13 protein-coding genes and 1 tRNA gene are annotated in these 17700 nt (G+C 36.6%); 2 read left to right on the plus strand and 12 right to left on the minus strand.

Annotated elements, in window-relative coordinates; all coding sequences use genetic code 11:
• Positions 1-117 precede the first annotated feature (117 nt).
• Genes VIK44_RS04735 through VIK44_RS04750 form a run of 4 tightly spaced genes read right to left on the minus strand, consistent with a single transcriptional unit; the run spans position 118 to position 2047 of the window.
• Positions 118-384: a hypothetical protein gene (locus VIK44_RS04735; protein WP_331552697.1), complete on the minus strand. Its 267-nt coding sequence runs from the start codon at positions 382-384 to the stop codon at positions 118-120.
• Between the two features lie 11 nt (positions 385-395).
• The gene (locus VIK44_RS04740; RefSeq protein WP_331552698.1) at positions 396-1073 is read right to left on the minus strand and encodes a DUF4386 domain-containing protein; all 678 of its coding nucleotides are present in this window, start codon (positions 1071-1073) and stop codon (positions 396-398) included.
• Entirely contained in the window at positions 1070-1501 is a 432-nt protein-coding gene (locus VIK44_RS04745) for a DUF6326 family protein (RefSeq protein ID WP_331552699.1), read from the minus strand. The genes VIK44_RS04740 and VIK44_RS04745 overlap by 4 nt, the downstream gene beginning before the upstream one ends.
• Positions 1502-1522: 21 nt before the next feature.
• Positions 1523-2047: a hypothetical protein gene (locus VIK44_RS04750; protein WP_331552700.1), complete on the minus strand. Its 525-nt coding sequence runs from the start codon at positions 2045-2047 to the stop codon at positions 1523-1525.
• 910 nt (positions 2048-2957) lie between these two features.
• Between VIK44_RS04750 and dinB the strand changes: the two genes are divergently transcribed.
• Entirely contained in the window at positions 2958-4211 is a 1254-nt protein-coding gene (dinB, locus tag VIK44_RS04755; protein ID WP_331552701.1) for a DNA polymerase IV, read from the plus strand.
• Positions 4212-4984: 773 nt separating this feature from the next.
• A tRNA-Val gene (locus VIK44_RS04760) sits at positions 4985-5060 on the plus strand.
• Between the two features lie 825 nt (positions 5061-5885).
• Here the strand turns inward: VIK44_RS04760 and VIK44_RS04765 are convergent.
• From VIK44_RS04765 to VIK44_RS04800, 8 genes are all read right to left on the minus strand, one after another.
• On the minus strand, positions 5886-6692 hold the full coding sequence (locus tag VIK44_RS04765; RefSeq protein ID WP_331552702.1) for a hypothetical protein: 807 nt from the start codon (positions 6690-6692) through the stop codon (positions 5886-5888).
• 521 nt (positions 6693-7213) lie between these two features.
• Positions 7214-8521 carry a hypothetical protein gene (locus VIK44_RS04770; protein WP_331552703.1) on the minus strand — a complete coding sequence of 436 codons (1308 nt, stop codon included), beginning with the start codon at positions 8519-8521 and terminating at the stop codon, positions 7214-7216.
• 125 nt (positions 8522-8646) lie between these two features.
• Positions 8647-9528 (minus strand): hypothetical protein, encoded by an 882-nt coding sequence (locus VIK44_RS04775; protein WP_331552704.1) that lies wholly within the window; start codon positions 9526-9528, stop codon positions 8647-8649.
• 57 nt (positions 9529-9585) lie between these two features.
• Positions 9586-11439 (minus strand): DUF262 domain-containing protein, encoded by a 1854-nt coding sequence (locus VIK44_RS04780; protein WP_331552705.1) that lies wholly within the window; start codon positions 11437-11439, stop codon positions 9586-9588.
• Between the two features lie 24 nt (positions 11440-11463).
• Positions 11464-13494, minus strand: a complete 2031-nt coding sequence (gene brxL, locus VIK44_RS04785) for a protease Lon-related BREX system protein BrxL (protein WP_331552706.1) — start codon at positions 13492-13494, stop codon at positions 11464-11466.
• 18 nt (positions 13495-13512) lie between these two features.
• On the minus strand, positions 13513-16035 hold the full coding sequence (gene pglZ, locus VIK44_RS04790; RefSeq protein ID WP_331552707.1) for a BREX-1 system phosphatase PglZ type A: 2523 nt from the start codon (positions 16033-16035) through the stop codon (positions 13513-13515).
• Positions 16032-16769 carry a phospholipase D-like domain-containing protein gene (locus tag VIK44_RS04795; protein WP_331552708.1) on the minus strand — a complete coding sequence of 246 codons (738 nt, stop codon included), beginning with the start codon at positions 16767-16769 and terminating at the stop codon, positions 16032-16034. The genes pglZ and VIK44_RS04795 overlap by 4 nt, the downstream gene beginning before the upstream one ends.
• Positions 16770-17013: 244 nt before the next feature.
• Positions 17014-17697, minus strand: coding sequence for a hypothetical protein (locus tag VIK44_RS04800; protein WP_331552709.1), 684 nt, complete (start codon positions 17695-17697; stop codon positions 17014-17016).
• Positions 17698-17700: the final 3 nt, after the last annotated feature.

Consider the following 17700-nt stretch of genomic DNA (forward strand, 5'->3'; position numbering starts at 1 on the left):
CTTCCTTATATGTTAATTACTTAGTTATAATTATATATTATACCGTATATACTTGATTGGAACAATCGAAAAAAATATACTATACGATTTAATATAGTATCTAAACAATTAGTTTGATTATATAACTTTTACCCTATATAACGCCTGACCCACATCGATGAAGTGAACCTTAAGTTCTCCGGTGACAGTTGGTATGTCCGGACTCACCGTGGTCGTACTGTCATTCTGAGGTGTTGTGTCATTGGTTGCAGGCTGGTTTGTTTCTGTTTGCTGAGGACTGGTTGTAGATGATGGGGTATTATGAGCCGTATTTGAGCAGCCGGCCAGGCAGAAAATAAAGAGTATGCCCAGAAGCATCAGTACATATTTTTTCACATTTCTCATTTTAGTTCCCCCTAAGGTATTGTCTTCACACCCTTGATTAACAGCCATAAACTCAATGAGAATTCCGCAATGAAGCTGATAGCTAATCCCGGATAGGTAATTATGTCATAGCCAGGCAAAAGGAAAAACTGGAAAAACCATATCATAACGCCGAAAAAGTCGGCAATCAGCAGTATTCCAAGCCATTTCGGAAGGAAGCCGGACTTGTATACCAGATAACCGAGCGGGAGAAGCCATGTACCGTAAAAAATCTGGGCTATGACAAAGCCGCTTTTGTGAAGGTTGAGGAACAGCAGATTCAGTGCATCAAGTTGATTTGGCTGGAAAGCCTTCTGGAAATCAGCGCTGCCATTTATCAGCATAGGTGCAAACAGGCACAGCAAACTGAGGCATTGTACGGCAACCCCCGCAACATTGAGCAGAAGAAACAGAAGGGCGAGGTCCTTGTGAACCGGCTTCAGAAGGACGTAGAGGGCCCAGGCTGCCAGGAGGAATAAAACGGCTGAGACCAAATCGACGATAAAACTGATGCGAAGCAGCCACATTGAATTTTCAAGAAGATCGGCTGTTTTTGAGGCATCCCCCAATACAATCAGATTGGAACGAACAACCCCGGCAAAGATGCATGTTATGACAAATGCGAGGTATAAGAGCCCTGCCCGTCTTGCGTCTTTATTGATTGAAGTCATGATTGTACGCCTTCTTTGTTTGGCGAAACGGCTTTCACTTCAGGCTTCGGCCATTTCAATGCAAACCAGATAATCAGCAATATACTCGCAACTTCTATTGATGCAAAAAACAGATAGTACAAACCATGTCCGCCTGTAACGATGTATACAATATTGAACAAACCAATGATGATGTTTACCCAGCGATTTGCATTTCGCTTCAATACCAGGGATAGAAGGATCATAATAATCGCTGTTTCCATCACGATTGCACCTGCCAGCAGCCCTCCGGATGGCATAGGAGCTCCAGCCATTATGTTTCTGATTGGCGAAGTGGCGTCCATTAAAGAAAGGATATCCGCATAAGCCATATTGAGCAGCAAAAATATCCATAAAAGCGAGAGTTTTAATCGGGTATCGATTCTATTAGTTTTTATGTCTGTGTTCATTAGTTCTCCTTTTCAATTTCTTTAAATTCTCTCGAAATATTTTTTATACTCCATCAATTTTTCTTCAATTTCTTTCCAGATAACGACATTGTCCATTTCTAATTCAAAGACTTTTCCATGTGATTTGTAGGCATCTGTTTTCATCTGATAAAAGTTTCCTTTGAAATCTTTGACATAAGTACCTGGATATTTGTCTTCATCTCCACAACGTCTTTTGAGTTCTTCTAATGAAACGCAACCCATTTCATTTTCCACTTCAAAATAAGCTTTTATTATTTTATGATTGGTTTGATTTGGACTCATCGCCCATTTGGGTATTCTAATTATTGCTTTTGGCAATTCATTTTTTATTGTTTCAATATCTTTTAATGATTTCAATTTTTTCATTAATTTAGGATTTTTGACAGCTTTAGCAAAGCTTGTTGAGATATATTTCAGCATAAAATTTTCGATCACTTCATCAGAATTTTCATCGTCTAATCTCAATGCTATCTTAAATTTTTCAGCCACTTCAGGGACAACTGTTAAGTCATAAGCAATTTTCAAAATTTCACCTCCGTCAAATATATCCTCATTATATACTAATTCATTCACCGCCGTTAGTAAAAATCGTTTAATCATATATTTTTTTATAAAGAGAAATTCACAAAATTAATATTCCCCTTTCATCATAAACACTCCTGGTATTTCCGCCTTTTTCTATTGCTTTGTCCAGTGTCATAATCGTTGTATTTGCATCATCAATACGCTCGGTGGATTTTGGGTGTTTTTGCCTAGCCCCTGAAAATATATATTAGCAGATTATATATAGAAATAAGGCCGTGCAGCCTTTGTTCTATGCTTACCAATGATGGTAAGTACGTTTCAGTACATGACACAGATGCTCCCATTTATCCTGTATGCTGTGACATTCCAATTTGCCCTTGGTGATAATCTTAGAGTACAAAAATTAACAAATTCATGATTTCTAAATCTTTAGCGTAATATTTCCGTGCTTTATTCTAAGTACCCCATATACCCCATCAATAAACACAACCTCCTCATAAAAAGGCTCTGAAGCAACAGAACATAATAAAATACCCCCTCAGAATTGGATTGAGTTTCGGTCATTTAACCCGCTAAATTGACAAATCGTCTTTGGATCAACCCTACTCATATACAATTCTGCATCATTGATGTGATCAGTGATATAACAATTTCCTGTGACGTGATTTTTAAAATAATAACCATATACCCCATTTCCATAAGCCGGTGTTATTGGAAATAGAAGTATTATAAAATAATATGAATGATTGAGTTGCTTTATTCTCATAAGGACCATTTGTCAAAGATTCAATATAATATTCTTTAATGATAAAATGTGATGTGTTTATATTGACAAATTATCATAGATGGGTATATTATAAGATAAGAACATACGTACTAATGAGACTCAAGGTTAAAAGAGGGTGAAAAAATGGAACGGGTTATTTTACATTCGGATATAAATTGTTTCTACGCAAATGTGGAGTGCCTTTACCATCCTGAGTTGAGGGATCTCCCTGTGGCTGTTGGAGGAAATCCTGAAAAACGGCATGGTATAATTCTGGCCAAGAACCAAAAGGCAAAGGAAGCCGGAGTTAAAACAGGAGAAGTGCTGTGGCAAGCCAGAGCCAAATGTCCGGATCTGGTAATCCTGCCACCGAACTATGATCTTTATTTGAAATTCTCCCGGTTGGCACGAAAGATCTACAATCGGTACTCAGATCAGGTTGAGCCGTTCGGCGTCGACGAAGCATGGGTGTCCGTCACAAACAGCGCCAAACTCCATGGTGGCGGTGAGGAAATTGCCAGGAAAATCAGTCATGACATTCAGGATCAATTAGGAGTAACTGTATCCATCGGGGTGTCCTGGAATAAAATTTTTGCCAAGTTTGGATCGGACTATAAGAAACCCAACGCAATAACAGTGATCAATCGAGATAATTTCAAACAGATTGTCTGGGAACAGGAAGTTGGGGATTTACTTTACGTGGGCCGATCCACAAAGAAAAAGCTCTTTAAATATGGCATTTATACGATTGGTCAGCTAGCCAATGCTTCCGTTGATTTTCTAGTGCTTCAATTTGGAAAAATGGGCGCAGTATTATGGCGATTTGCAAATGGACTGGATGACAGCCCGGTGAAGTGCTTTGATGAGGATTATAACGGGAATGAACGGATTATTAAAAGCATTGGCAATAGTATTACCACCCCCAGGGATCTCAAGAACCTAGAAGATGTCAAGCTGATTATGTATATGCTCACAGAGAGCGTAGCCATGCGACTAAGGGAAACCGGGTGTTTTTGTCAAACGGTGGCCATTCATGTGAGAAATAAAGAATTGAATAGCTTCACCAGACAGGCCAAATTGAGCAAACCCTCGGATATAACAAATGAGATTGCCGAGGCTGCCATCCATTTATTCAAACAAAACTACGATTTCAGCTCAGATATCCGCTCTCTGGGAGTTCGGGTAGCTGATTTAGTCCCGGATACAATACCCATCCAGTTAGATGTGTTTGGACGTGAGCAAGAAAGAATGCGAATGGAGCAACTGGATAATACCGTTGATCATCTTCGAAAACGATTTGGGAATCTTTCCATACGTCGAGCCATCACCATCGGCGATCAAATGAGCTGTCTGGATCCGAAAAAAGATCACGTGATCCATCCGGTTGGGTATTTTTAGATTGTATGCAGAAGGGCATCCCAAGACGAATGCGAGACGTCTGAAGTAAATTTAGCCTTGTCGCAGTGATAGCGGAGACCAGGGCGGAGGACTGACGGCAGTGGAGGCCAACACGAACAAAGCCCCGGGCGTTAAGCCGGGGGCGTGGGTAGAGGGATAACGTATGGCAGGCACGGTGAGAGCGGAGCGGCCACCGTGTCAAGACCTGATGAACGTAAAGCCATCCAAAAAAGTAAGCTTTAGGCAGTTCTTTCATTTATAAAATTGCCGGGGCTTTGTTTGACGCTGCCGTTAAAAACCATTTCTAATTTGAAAGATGCTTTTGTTGTTTTATCTTCAAAATTTTAAATAAGATCGTTCAACTTCTGCAAATGGCCCTTAGCAGAAGTTGAAATCATCAAATAATTCTTAATCTATAATAATCCGATAGCCTCATAATCATAGCCTAACGGTATTTCTTTCTGACCTCGATAATCAAGAAAATATACATTTTCTATCAACATATACTGAACTGAAATTATTGAGAATCCTAGTGGAGGAAGTAGCTTGTTATTTCATAATAGGAAGATATTGCGTAACAAAGAAATGCCTTTTTTCTTAAGATTGATGATAACTGTTTTTAATCCCATTGGTGTGATTCAGAGAGATATTGGCGTAGAATACCTAAAATATTTTTTAAATAATTTGCCTATTCCACCTTTTCGGGGGGATGGGCAAAAACACCCATTTTAGTGATTGTTTGAGGGTATAGATCATGATATAATAATTAAAGTGATCTCGTAGCTCAGCTGGGAGAGCATTACCTTCACACGGTAGGGGTCGCTGGTTCAAGTCCAGTCGGGATCACCATTTTTTACAAAAAAAAATCTGGCGTAATCGCCGGTCTTTTTTTATTGGGGTCTCGCTAACATAAGTCTGAATCACACCATCAGAGACTTAAAACATCTTCATAAAGGTATATATATTTTGCGTAGATATACATAAATGGTTTGTTATGCTTTACAGATGTAGTTTTATATGTTTTTTTGTGCTACGTAAAAGTATACCTTTACGTAGGGATATTTGTTTTAAAAATAAAATTATTTATAACAGAATTGCAGAAATATTGATATCACTTGATTTAAAGTTATTTTTTATTGCTGTTGCCGAGATCCCTAATTGATAACTTGCATCTCTTTTGAACTTTTGGACGATATGTGTAAACAACCCCAAAGTAGTTTATGTATTTTATACTAACCAGAAACACACATCCTCTCACCCTACTCAAAGATCTCTTTAAAACTTCATCCTTAGGTACCGGTGGATAACCATTTTTTGCTAGGATCAAAATCAAATTCACTTATAACTCGGTCTTGTTATCATTACGATGAGCCCAGTCCGGATACCTAGCTTTTTAGTCAATGAATTTTTATTGACTATTTTGTTGAAAGAAGAGTAAATACTATTGTATTCCCAGGTACTTAGTGCTAACAAAACACTGTAACAAGCCACTCGCTCTGCCTGGCAGGACGGAACGAAGGCGAGAATGATAACCTTTATTTAGCCTTGTTGAAGCGACAGTGGAGACAGCGCGCAAAACCACGACAGCAGTGTCCAAATCCCCGAGCGCTAAGTCGAGGGCGTGGTTGAAACCATCTTATTAAGTGTTGGCTGAAGATGTAATAGAAACGTCAATTATATTAATTTCAGTAAATCTTCAATTGTGTAATCAAGTAATTCAATAGGTGGCTTCATTGTCTTTTCTTGTCGTGAAGAAAGAACTTTACCTTCTACTCTATTAATAAAAATCTCATCCGTCTGCTCATAAACTACTTTTGAGTATATATCAGAAAATCTGAATAAGAATGTTATGCATCTTTCTTCCAATTTATTTTCCATATTGCTGAAGCGTATAAATAGTGTTTGTCTTTTATTAACTGGTATCGCCATGTGAGGACTTGCATAATTAAACTCCCCATTTATTGTCGTTATCAAATTTACGGCATTTCCAGCTCCAACATTGGTCAAAGTATACTCAATTGAATAATAATTTCTTTTATTATGCAGCTCTTGTATAATAGCCTTTTCAACCTTGCTATTAATTGAATTCCCACTTACATCCCGATCCCATAGAAATTCATAACTTGAGTTGATTTGATTTGTAGTTAAATCAACATTCAGATAAATTTCTTTTAAATCTGTAGTCTGGGTTGATGTATTATTTGGTTCATAAGGTTTATAACTGGCTTGGAGATATGGTTTGCAGGATAGAATGCGATCTTCTTCTATTTGCGCCTTAGAAAGGTGGATTGACATTAAGACAGCGATGAGTGTTGCCAATCCGCCGAATATTGAACCATAATATGATAACATGCTAGATAAATCTATTGAACTCGAACCTTTATATTGTTGATATAACACAAATGGAATCAGAATTACCAACGCAGTGGCTATGAATATAATTAAAATTGAATAATCGGAATTAAAACCTTTTTTTTTCATAAGAACTCTCTTTCAATATACAATCGTCTAAATTGTAAACACTAAGTTGTTTGAATTAAATTTCAGCCTGAGCAAATAGGATGCGGTGGAAATAAAAACGTCAACACCCTTGTCAGCCCCATTACCAGCGAAGCTGTTAATAAGTGCAAAGTAAAAGCTAAAATGTAGTAATATCAACGTATTGATTAAATTATGAATTATCAAAAAATAATGAAAATTATATGGAAAAACATTGTCTTAGAATGGCTATTTTACTGGTTTTTAAAGTTTACCCTTGTATTAATAGCTTCGCTGGTATTAGGCCTAAACGGATCAACATTGTTTCTATTAAAATGGTAAAAGAAGGGAGTATTTTTTATGATGTCCGACAAATAAGCACACCTTCAGAGGCAGTACACCATTTTGATGTATAAGAAATTCATATTCAATATTGTATCAAACAAGTGAAGCTTTCAAACAATTTTGAAACTGCTAACTCCTAGAATTCTCCTCCTAATAGAACTTAGTCCACATAAATGTTACTATGTAATTTTGGATGAATTGCTAATGTTGGCAAACCACCTTATTACCTGAATGCTTACTATTCTTAACATTTTGGCAAACTCAGTTTTATCTTCTTCAGGACATTCTTTTCCCGTTAAAGCATAATTCGCTTTTGCATGGACAATAGAGTTTCGAGTAGCAGTAATTTTTTCAGCTAATGATTCCAATGCTGCTTTAATCAAAGGTTCTTTCTTACTATTTTGTCTATTTATATTTTCTTTTAGGTTTTTTACTTTATCTAAAAATTTTGGTGCATATTCTGAAATTTCAAAAATATCACAGCATTTTTCAATTGTCGCATTTATTGCCTCTTTATCCTTTTCATATTTTTGTTTATTTTCAATAAATAATGTTTCTAATTCTCTGATATAATCCGCATCTGGACATAACGCTTTTGAACTCATTAATTTAGTATATGCTAACTGAGTAATTCCTTCTCTGATAACTGTTTGAGAAACATTCTCAATTATTTTTGTGTATTGGATTATTGAATAATCAGGATTATCATTTACTTCATTAGCTTGATTGAAAAGTTTTTGTATTTCCATCATTCCTGGACCTAACATTAATGGTCTTAAAATATAATCATTATCGTCAGAATCTTCATAATCAAATTCATCAAAATCATCTTCTGGTCTTGGACTTGGGGTCAAGTATATTCCATGCGATGCCCCTATCTCAAAACAATAAGCATTATATATTTCTTCAATTTGTTTTTCTGTTAATCTCTCATCACAAAATGAAATCTCAATAAATATATCTTCACCTAAAACCGAAGGCAAATAATCGCTGTAATTATTTGCTAAGTGAACTAAGATACCAAAAAGAGTTATCCCTTTTTTTATAGCACATGAAAATTTAATTCCTTTAATTTCAGATTCAATTTTAAATATTTCTAATGTATGCTCTAAAAGATTGCTAATCCGCATATACTCTTCGAATTCATTTATTTCAGTCAATTTATTCCTTATTAAACAGTGCTTATTAGAAATACATTTGATATTTTTAATCATTTTAGATTCTTTTGTTTCTTCAATCAAATCTATGAACTCAATTAACGTCATTTCTAAATTAAAATCAGACTCATCCAAACATACTGATATAATGTAGTTTTCATCAATAATTTGATCATTATATTCTTCCAAAACGTACTTATTTGAGACAGACTCAGGTTCACTGATATTTTCAAAACCACAAAATCTTTCTAATTCAACATCTTTGCTTTCTAAGTATTCAAGACAACTTCTCGTCTTCTCCTTAAGATCTTTGTTGATGAATTTTAACATATGCACCTCTTTTTAATTAATACTATTTAAATTGAATTTTTAGTTCCAATCTATTAAAAACGGCCCAAATTAGTTTTCTTATATAAACCATAATGAAAGCAGAAGTTGAACTGATCTGTCCTCTTTTATGAATCCAACATATCCCATTCCGATCCTAGAACCCATCGTATAGCAGATAATTTTCCATTTATCATACCCCACTCAAAATCACTATAGGGGCCTAAGTTTTCTTCACCATATTTTTCAACCACTTTTTGTGCGGAAGTCAAAGCTCCCTCCCAAATTTCAGGCTCAGCAGTAGTTTGCCCTTGTTCAATTCGGTATTTTAATCCGAGATGTCTATCAAACCATACCTTATCAAAAAATTCATCCTCTGCATTTGTTATTTCTTCCATACTTCGTGGATTATCTTCAAAATCATCATTTTCATTAATACGATGGATTACTTTATAATTTTCCAAATCAATAGAAAATTTCTCCAAAGCATTTTCGATTCTGGTCATCTTTTGATCTTTTACAGCAAATAAAGCAAGCTGTTCTTCTTTAGTCATATCAATATCCAAAAAGTCCAACCTCACACCATAATGAATAGGAGTATTGAGTATGCTTGCCATCCGTTCCAAATGATATATTTTCACATCAACTTGAGTGTCATTTTCACTAAGTTCTTTTCGCTCAGATAGTCGTAATTCTTGATTAGTAACAAACACAAATCCACTTGCTCCATTTTGACTAACACCATCAAAATCATGTTTGAACTTTTCTTTTATCTCTGAAAAGCTCTTTTGCCCTCTTGGAAAATAGACACCACCAATCCAATTACAACCATTAAAAGAAAGGAGTAAATCTTTTAGTCCATCACGCCCACCCAATGGGTGAGATGGATCGATATCTTGAAAGCCATCACTATTTAGTATTATTGCAGCTAATCGTTCGGCAGAAGCTTGCCCCCGATCCCATTCTAAAAGTCTATGCCAGGTTTCTTTTCCTTCAGCTCTCCGAGTCATACTACCTCCTATAATATTCAAACCTTCTAAAAAGTTACAGATTTATATCAATTATTACTAAATTATAAAATAATCTATTGACCATATATTTTCGCAAACACGTTTTACTAATTTCTCTCGTTCTTCAATATCTGATTTTTTAAATTGATTATGAGGTTTAAATCCTAATTTTTGGATTTCAGGTACGTTTAAAAAATTAGGGTTTTTCACATAGTAATTTTGATTTAGTGTTTGTGCATATGTATTTTCCTTTATGTAATGATCAACCTTTGCATCATATTTATCGCTACTAAAGGATTGATTCGTACCTTGTGGCAAAAGAATCAGCGCACCTATAGAATTACGCCAACTCTGGAAATCATTTTCTTGTGAAAACTCATCTGTATGTTCTGAAAATTTATTCGCCCAAATATGTTCAATTTCAAATTGTTTCCCATTAGGATGATGATAGCTAACATAGGTATTACCTTTACCTATTCGCTCATCAAGATATCCTGATATTCGTGAAAGCAAATGTTTTACAAACTTTCTATTTTGACCATGCATTCCAAATTCACAAATCCCATCCCAATTTTCCGGTATTTTTTCAACCTCATCTGAAAGAATAATCCCTAATGTTTTTAAATCATTATCTCTTATGCGCTTTATAACTTTGAACATAGAATATTTAATAGACGATTGTCCGAACTTTCGGTAATTGACCGCTCGTCTTACGGTAAAAGTCTCAATATAACGAGATGTAAAATCTAATTTTTTTTCAACATTATTTTGATCATCCCCATAACAAATAGGAGCTAATAATAATGCATTTTGTAATGATTCCGCAATACCCCAATTTTTTATATAGTTTGTATGAGGCATGTTTTGATTAAATGATTCTTGAGCCTTTAAGATATTTAAGTACACCTCTACATAAAATTGAAATTGGTATTTAAAAAAATCATAAAATTCATCTGAAGTGTTCAAATTGAACAAAGCTTTATCATTCTCTTTAAACCAGTTATGAAAACGAGAACCAATTAATTCGAAATCCTGATCTACTGAACCTACTTGACCTAATCTGATACTAATAGCATACTTTCCTCTAAACCATGCCTGGAAGAAGGCTTGATCTTCATTTTCATCATTTTCATGAAGCTTTTGCATTTGATCTTTCCATATTTCATTTATATCAGTTCTCTGTTTTACATCCGAAATTTTTGAAAGCACATAACCTTTAAGCATTTCGGTGGATGTCAGATTAAGACCACGGTCATTCATAGTTTCAAATATAGTATATGCATTTTCGTCAGAATAAGCGGTTATCTCAACAAGAACAACATTTTCTATAAACCAGTCAATAAAAAATGGTAAAGCTTCCTTTGTGAGTTCTTCCGGGAATGACTGTTCAATATAAGTATAGCATTCTTTCATATTTAGAACTGTTTCGTCATCAATATCCTTTGGTATATATTCACCAACATCAAATAATGCCTTTAAACATGGTTCCCTCAGTGAGTCTGACATATTGAAAGACTTTTCCCCGTACTTTTCTGAGTATATTAGTTCGGTTATTGATACATTATTTCCATTTCCACTTTGTAAATGATAGAGATAGATAAGAAATAACGTTATCGATGTAATCCGTTGTTGACCATCAATAATCGATTTTTTTCCACTATATGGATCATTACTAAAGATCACAGGTCCCAAATAATAGTTTTGATAATTAGCTACATCCGAACGCTTATCATTTTTGTTATAAGATTTCAAAAAGGTCGTTGTCAAATCTTCTATAAAAAGTTCGATGTGTTTTTTTTGCCAACGATATTCTCGTTGAAAATAATCAATGCTAAACTTCTGATCTTTCAGTAGTGAATTAATATTTTTATCTTTAGCTTCTATTTTATTTTTTAATTTTTGATTCATCATACTTTCCTTTCAAGAACACTTCTATTATTCCACACCCAATGCCTTAAACACCGCATCTTCAGGGCTCTGGTAAAAGATCAGATTAAACTTACCCATAAGCTCCGGCGGCACCGCTACCATATCCACAGTTGAGGTAATGGGAAGCAATACTTTTTTTGCCCCGCTGTCCAGGCAGACCTGAAGCACATTGGCCAGTTCTTCTACCTTGATGATCGTTCCCCCGATGCTCAGATTACCAAGAACCGCCAGACTGCTGATGACCGGCTTTTTCATGGCAGACGAGCACAAAGCCACCAGGGCAGCCAGAGTCAACTGACTGGTAATTCCAATCCCGTTGAGATCCTGCAAGTGCATCAGGTAATCCTTGGTGGCAGTGCTGATGGTGCCGCTGATATTTTTACTATTTGCTTTTAAGTAGCGGTAAGCCGTTTCGATTGCTTCCTTGGCTTCCCGATCGGAACCAAATCCGGTGCGTTCAAATTTACCGGAGCCGGCCACCATCTCTGTTTCAAGCTTAAAGACACCGATCATCCCGGATTTCCCCCGGCTGACCGTATAAACCTGACCGGGCTTATGCAAACCCTCAGGTATGAGCTTTCCGCCACCCTGCTCAGGCACCGGAACAAACTTTTCTTCAAAGCTTTCATTGTCGATGTAGGAAAAATTCACATCGTAAAATTCCATGCCGCCGATCTTCTTCAGCTGTTCTTTGACCCGGCGACGGCTTTCAAGAGCTAGTCGTAATATTTCTTCAACCCCGGTCTTGTCACATTTCCCATGGGGATAAACCAGCTTCATAAGGCCGGATACCATCTTACGTACTCCAATCACATCCCGTTGGTTCAGATTATTCCCCAGCTTGAAATATTGATCATACACATCCGCATACGAGGTTTTTCGAAGCTCCCGTAAATATTCGGACAGATAATCAGTGATTAAGCCGTATTCGTTGGTGAAAAATTCCGGTCGGTATTTTGGGATCTCCCAGCCTGGGACATAGCAGTGCATGCGGTCAAAAAAGGCACTGTCACAGGCCATTGCCTCAGGAAAGGGATCAAACAGGTGGGATGTTTTTAGGAGAACATCCACGCTTTGGTTAAGGTTCCCTACAAAGACCATGGACGCTGAAGCATTCTTTTCTTCCTTACCCCTTGAAAACGAACCGGAAGCCATATAGTCCTTCATAATCTGAATCCCGTCTTTATCCTTAAAGGTAATCCCTGCCACCTCATCAAAGGCCACACAGTCCCACATGCCCACAAGTCCCACGGTTCGATTGGACATATTATAAAACAAATTGGCAACGGTGGTTTGTCCCCCTGAAACCAATATGCTGTTGGGTGAAATTTCTTTATAGACATGGGATTTCCCGGTACCCCGGGGACCCAGTTCACAGAGGTTAAAGTTGTTTTCAACCAGAGGGATCATCCGGGTTAAAAGCAGCCATTTCACCCGATCATTAAATTTAGAGGGTTCCATTCCGATGGAACGCAACAGCACATCGATCCATTCCTCTTTGGTAAAGTGTTCTCGCCCTTGTAGTACCTCATTTAAATCAAGGTTTGGCATTTGGATGGGGGTCAGTTTCTGAATAATGAAAGGACATCGGCTTTTATCCCCTTCATCATAGAAATATTCCAATTGAATAATGCACCAGATGCCACCGCACAATAAACGTTCATACTCTGAGGCATATTGTTCAGGAACCGGCACATTTTTTATTCCCAGGTTTGAGAACTCGGCTTCATAAACATCGTTGCGAAAGTTCAGTTTTACGGAAACATTATCAATGACTGTGTAACTGCCTCGTTCCCGCAGTTTGGAAATGATTTTCTGGGCTTCATCGGGCCGGACAAAGTTTTCAGAAAGGATGTTTTTAACATTGGTGACCCCCTGGACAATCAACTCTTCATCGGTGGTTGAACAGTACATGCCAAGCAGGTACTCCAGCACATAAATGGGAACATTGGCGCCCTCTTTAATTTTTTTAGTCAGATCCTTCCTGACAATCTTTCCGGCAAAAACATCAATGAGTTTTTCAGACAATTCATTCATTCCATTACCCCTTACATCCTAAAATCCAAAGTCATTGGCAAATGCAATGTCGATGATAAATTCATGCCGTGCTACTTCCATGTCCGTTTTCATATCTTTCATAACCAGATAATATTTTTCATCTTTTGAGTATTTCTGATTTCTAAAATTAAATTTTTCTTTAAACTTACGCTTGTCAACCGCTGACTCTTTGCGATCTGCCACAATGATTTCCCGATCGGATATTTTTTCTCCGGACTCGCTTTCAAAGTAAACTGATACCTTAACAGGCCGTAACTGATCCGATACCTTCTCGGTTTGAATAAAGTCCAGGTAAACAATGAGGTTTGTAATTTTGCGGTTTAACGTGATTAATTCCACCTCAACATTTTCCACTTCTTTTTTCCTGGTTTCTGTTTTCACCTTAATCAGCGGCACCACGATTTCCTGCAGACTGGCACCTCCATGGACATAATTCTGGCCGCCACCGGGTGTTTTAAATATATCGACACCCCGGGGAACCGTCACAAACACATCCTTATTTTGGGCACCCAGATAATCAAGGGAATATGTCAGAGTGCCATTAATATCCAGGGGTTCATTAGTTAAAATAAACCGCTTATTGATAAAGGCCCCGGATGGCTTTGGCAAATTGACCTTATCGCTTTCGTCCAGCTTGTCCCGTTTATAAATAAAGCCATGATCCGCGGTGATGATGTAATTGGTAAAGGATTTATTTGCGGTAAGCTTTTGGATCAGATTGATGATTTCATTGATCGTTTCATCCGCTGCTGTAAACACCTCATTTTCCGTGGCCATATGGTCCCCACGGGCATCGATCTGATTATGATAAACCACAATGACCTTCTGTCCATTCATCAGTTTCCGAAGGGCTTCCTGATTCATGGACATGACATCTTTATAGGAGGTGACAACGGATAAGGGGTTATGGGATTTGAATATTTTTTCCCGTTGATCGCTGGTGATACAGGGCATGCCATCCACCAGGACGTCACAGGCCGAGGTGACGGTAATGGCTTCATGAGGCAGCAATGCAGCAATGCCCAAACGGGTAAAGGACGGCAGCACCGAAATCATCGGGGATATTTCTGATCTGGTGTTTGCCCGCTCGTTTAAGCGTTTGTTGAGCTCCAACCCGCATTCATAACGAAGGGCATCCGAGATGATCACAACAGTGGCTTCTTTTTTTACGGCAGGATCCACCTGTTTTCGGTAGAAATCAGCCTGCTTTTCACCGGCTAACCCATCCCAGGTATTGACCTTTTCCAGGGCATCCGCCCAGCCAATGGACAATTTCAAAAGATAGGCATTGGTGTAGCGGTTCTCGACCCAGTTTCTGAGGTCATGCAGGGCATCATTCCCATCAATCCGGTCATAAGCCGTATAAAAGCCACGATAGTACCGGTCGATATTGGCCCACTTGCTGGTATAAAACACCATGAACGCATCTGCATCCTTGGGCACATCCCTGGCAAAGCTTTGAATGTGGGCAATGAGTTGATCCGCCTTATCCAGAGCTTTATAGTAATGCTGATATTTCACTGAAAAATGCTTTTTACTGCTGCGGTTTCGGATAATTTCCCGATATTCCACTGAAAAAGGTTCCTCATTGGAAACAAGACCCGCTGCCATGGCTTTGATGATTTGCCGATCAAAGTCTTCAAAGGTATCACACTCAAAATAGTTTTCTGCCGGAACATTTTCCAGAAAATCCCCAACCCTGAGCTTAACCGCGATTTCTCTGGCAATCTCATCATACTGGTCTTTATACAGCATGTTGTTCATGAGATTTGAAATAAAAATTGCTACATCATTTTTCTTATGAGAGATAAACGACTGCCAGCCTTTTGGTAATTCGCCTTTATAACAGGTGGCGGTATAGGTGACAAGCAGGGTGGGCACCAGTTTTTCAAAGGTCGGATTCTCCTCTTTATAGCCATAATACCGGGCGCATAAATCCCAAAAGACCTTTATTAAATCCATTTTCTGAAACTCAGCCAGAACTTTATTATCCGTTAAACCGCCAATGGTGATCAGCTTCTTTAAAATCTCATCAAAGCTGGGACTTTTAACCCCGGCCAAAACGGAAAGAAGTCCAATTTCAATGATTTCCGGGTTGTATTCCTCAATACCCAGGGCCACAAACTTATCAATCCGTTCATTGGCTTTCCAGAACTTGCCATACTGGGATAATTGATCCTTGTGTTTGACAGGTATGCCATAGGTGCTGCATAAGAGAGACACCCGATCCGTAAAGAACTGCCGGGAATAATAAAACATGTCCGCCAAATGGTTGTCCTTATCCCCGGGCTTCGCAAAGGGTGCATAAACCAGATAATTATTTTCCTGATCCATACACTCTAAAAAGTATTTGGTATATAAGGTGTTATCCCCGGTTAAACGATACACTTTGGCGTTATTCAATCCCAGAGTCTCAATGTCTTCATCAAACTCCCCGTTGTCGTCATACCAGAAAACCAGTTTGCGCTCATCCCCGAAGAATTCTTTATTTAATAGATCTTGTATGGTTTGCAGGTTCATGCTCTTGCCTCTTGTAATATTTCTGATTTTAATTTAACAAACTTAGATGCATAACTTTTAGCAGTTTCTACATCTTTTATGATAACAACATTTTCATCATTTTTTGTAGCGTTAATTGTCCAATTATAAGAGCCGGTAATTGTTTTTTCAAAATCAATTATGCAAAATTTATGATGTAAATTTTTTCTGGAACTCATATACGATTTCGAATATCCAACTGCAATTTTTTTACTAAAATCAAGTTTGTATTTTCCATCGTTTGTCTTATTACCTTTGTCATCTAACATAATTACTTGTACATTTAAGCCTCTATTTCTAGCTTCTATTAAAGAATCATATATATCAATATCTGTAAACCATGCAACAGCAATCCAAATTAAGTATTTTGCATTTTTGATTTCATCAATTATTCGACCCTTTATTTCAATAAAACAAGGTTGAATAAACACTTTCTCTTCATGCTGATTGTAGATTCCAATTCGATTTTTCACTATTTCCATGCTGTGTTCAATTGTTTTATAAGAGGCTTGATATCCAAAATCTTCTCCTAATTGATAACATTTTTCTATTCCAATTGCTGTATCTTTTAAAAATTCTATGTTTTCACATAATTTAAATATTTTTGAATAATTCTCATAAATTAATTCTTTATTATAAACACATCCTACGTTTTGATCTTCTACTACTAATTCCAAAAGCTGTTTAATATCACTAAGTATAAGTTCAAATTCCATAACAACATACACTCTCAATCTCTCTCATTTTGTATCTAAAATATCCATATCAAATCGTCTTTCCCGCTTCATAGAATGCTCAATATCCATAAATTCACATAATTGATCTTTACCTCATCATCTAGAACAATTAGTGACCGTTTAAGATCAATAAAATTAATAATCTCGTCTTAAGTTCAGGTTATTTGCCATTTAAATTTTCAATGTATTTTTTCTTAACCTTTATTAGAAATTAGTTACTTATTCATAGTGGATCAACCTGTTCTGGTTTAAAAAATTTAAACAAATCATCTAAATGCTTTTGGATAGTATCAATAAACAAACTTTCATCTTGCTTTTTTATTATGTGAAGTAGCTTTTCAACATCAACAATAGCCACTTGTTTTCCAACCTGTTCATTCACATAAATACTCATAAAAGAATCTACAATAATGTTTAATTGTGCGATATCATTCTGCACATATTTTACCAGTTTATTTAAATTGCTTTTTTTGTGAATAAAATCTAATTCATTATTCGTTGTTACAAATGATAACAGATAATAATTATTCCATTCTTCAACCTTTTGGTTGAAGGATGATTTTATAATTATACTAACAAACTCAGTTTCTTGTATGTCATCAGAAAAAATATTATTAAATATCAATAAATTAAAATCTCTATAGAGCTTCTTCGAATTGATCCAAATATTTTTAATTAATCGATTTTTCTCTATATTATAGCCAATAATTGAAATAATGAAGCTCACTATTGAACTTGTGAAAATTCCAAATATAATACTATTGTAGATATTAATATTAGTTTCAATGTTATTTCTTATATATTCTAAAAAAAGAACAATACTGCCATTATTAAGGCATATGATTAAGAAACATGAAACTATTGTAATGAAAAATGTAACAATTAGACTGTATTTATATATTTTCATTTT

The sequence above is a fragment of the Acetobacterium sp. genome (genome assembly GCF_036508315.1).
Taxonomy (GTDB): Bacteria; Bacillota; Clostridia; order Eubacteriales; family Eubacteriaceae; genus Acetobacterium.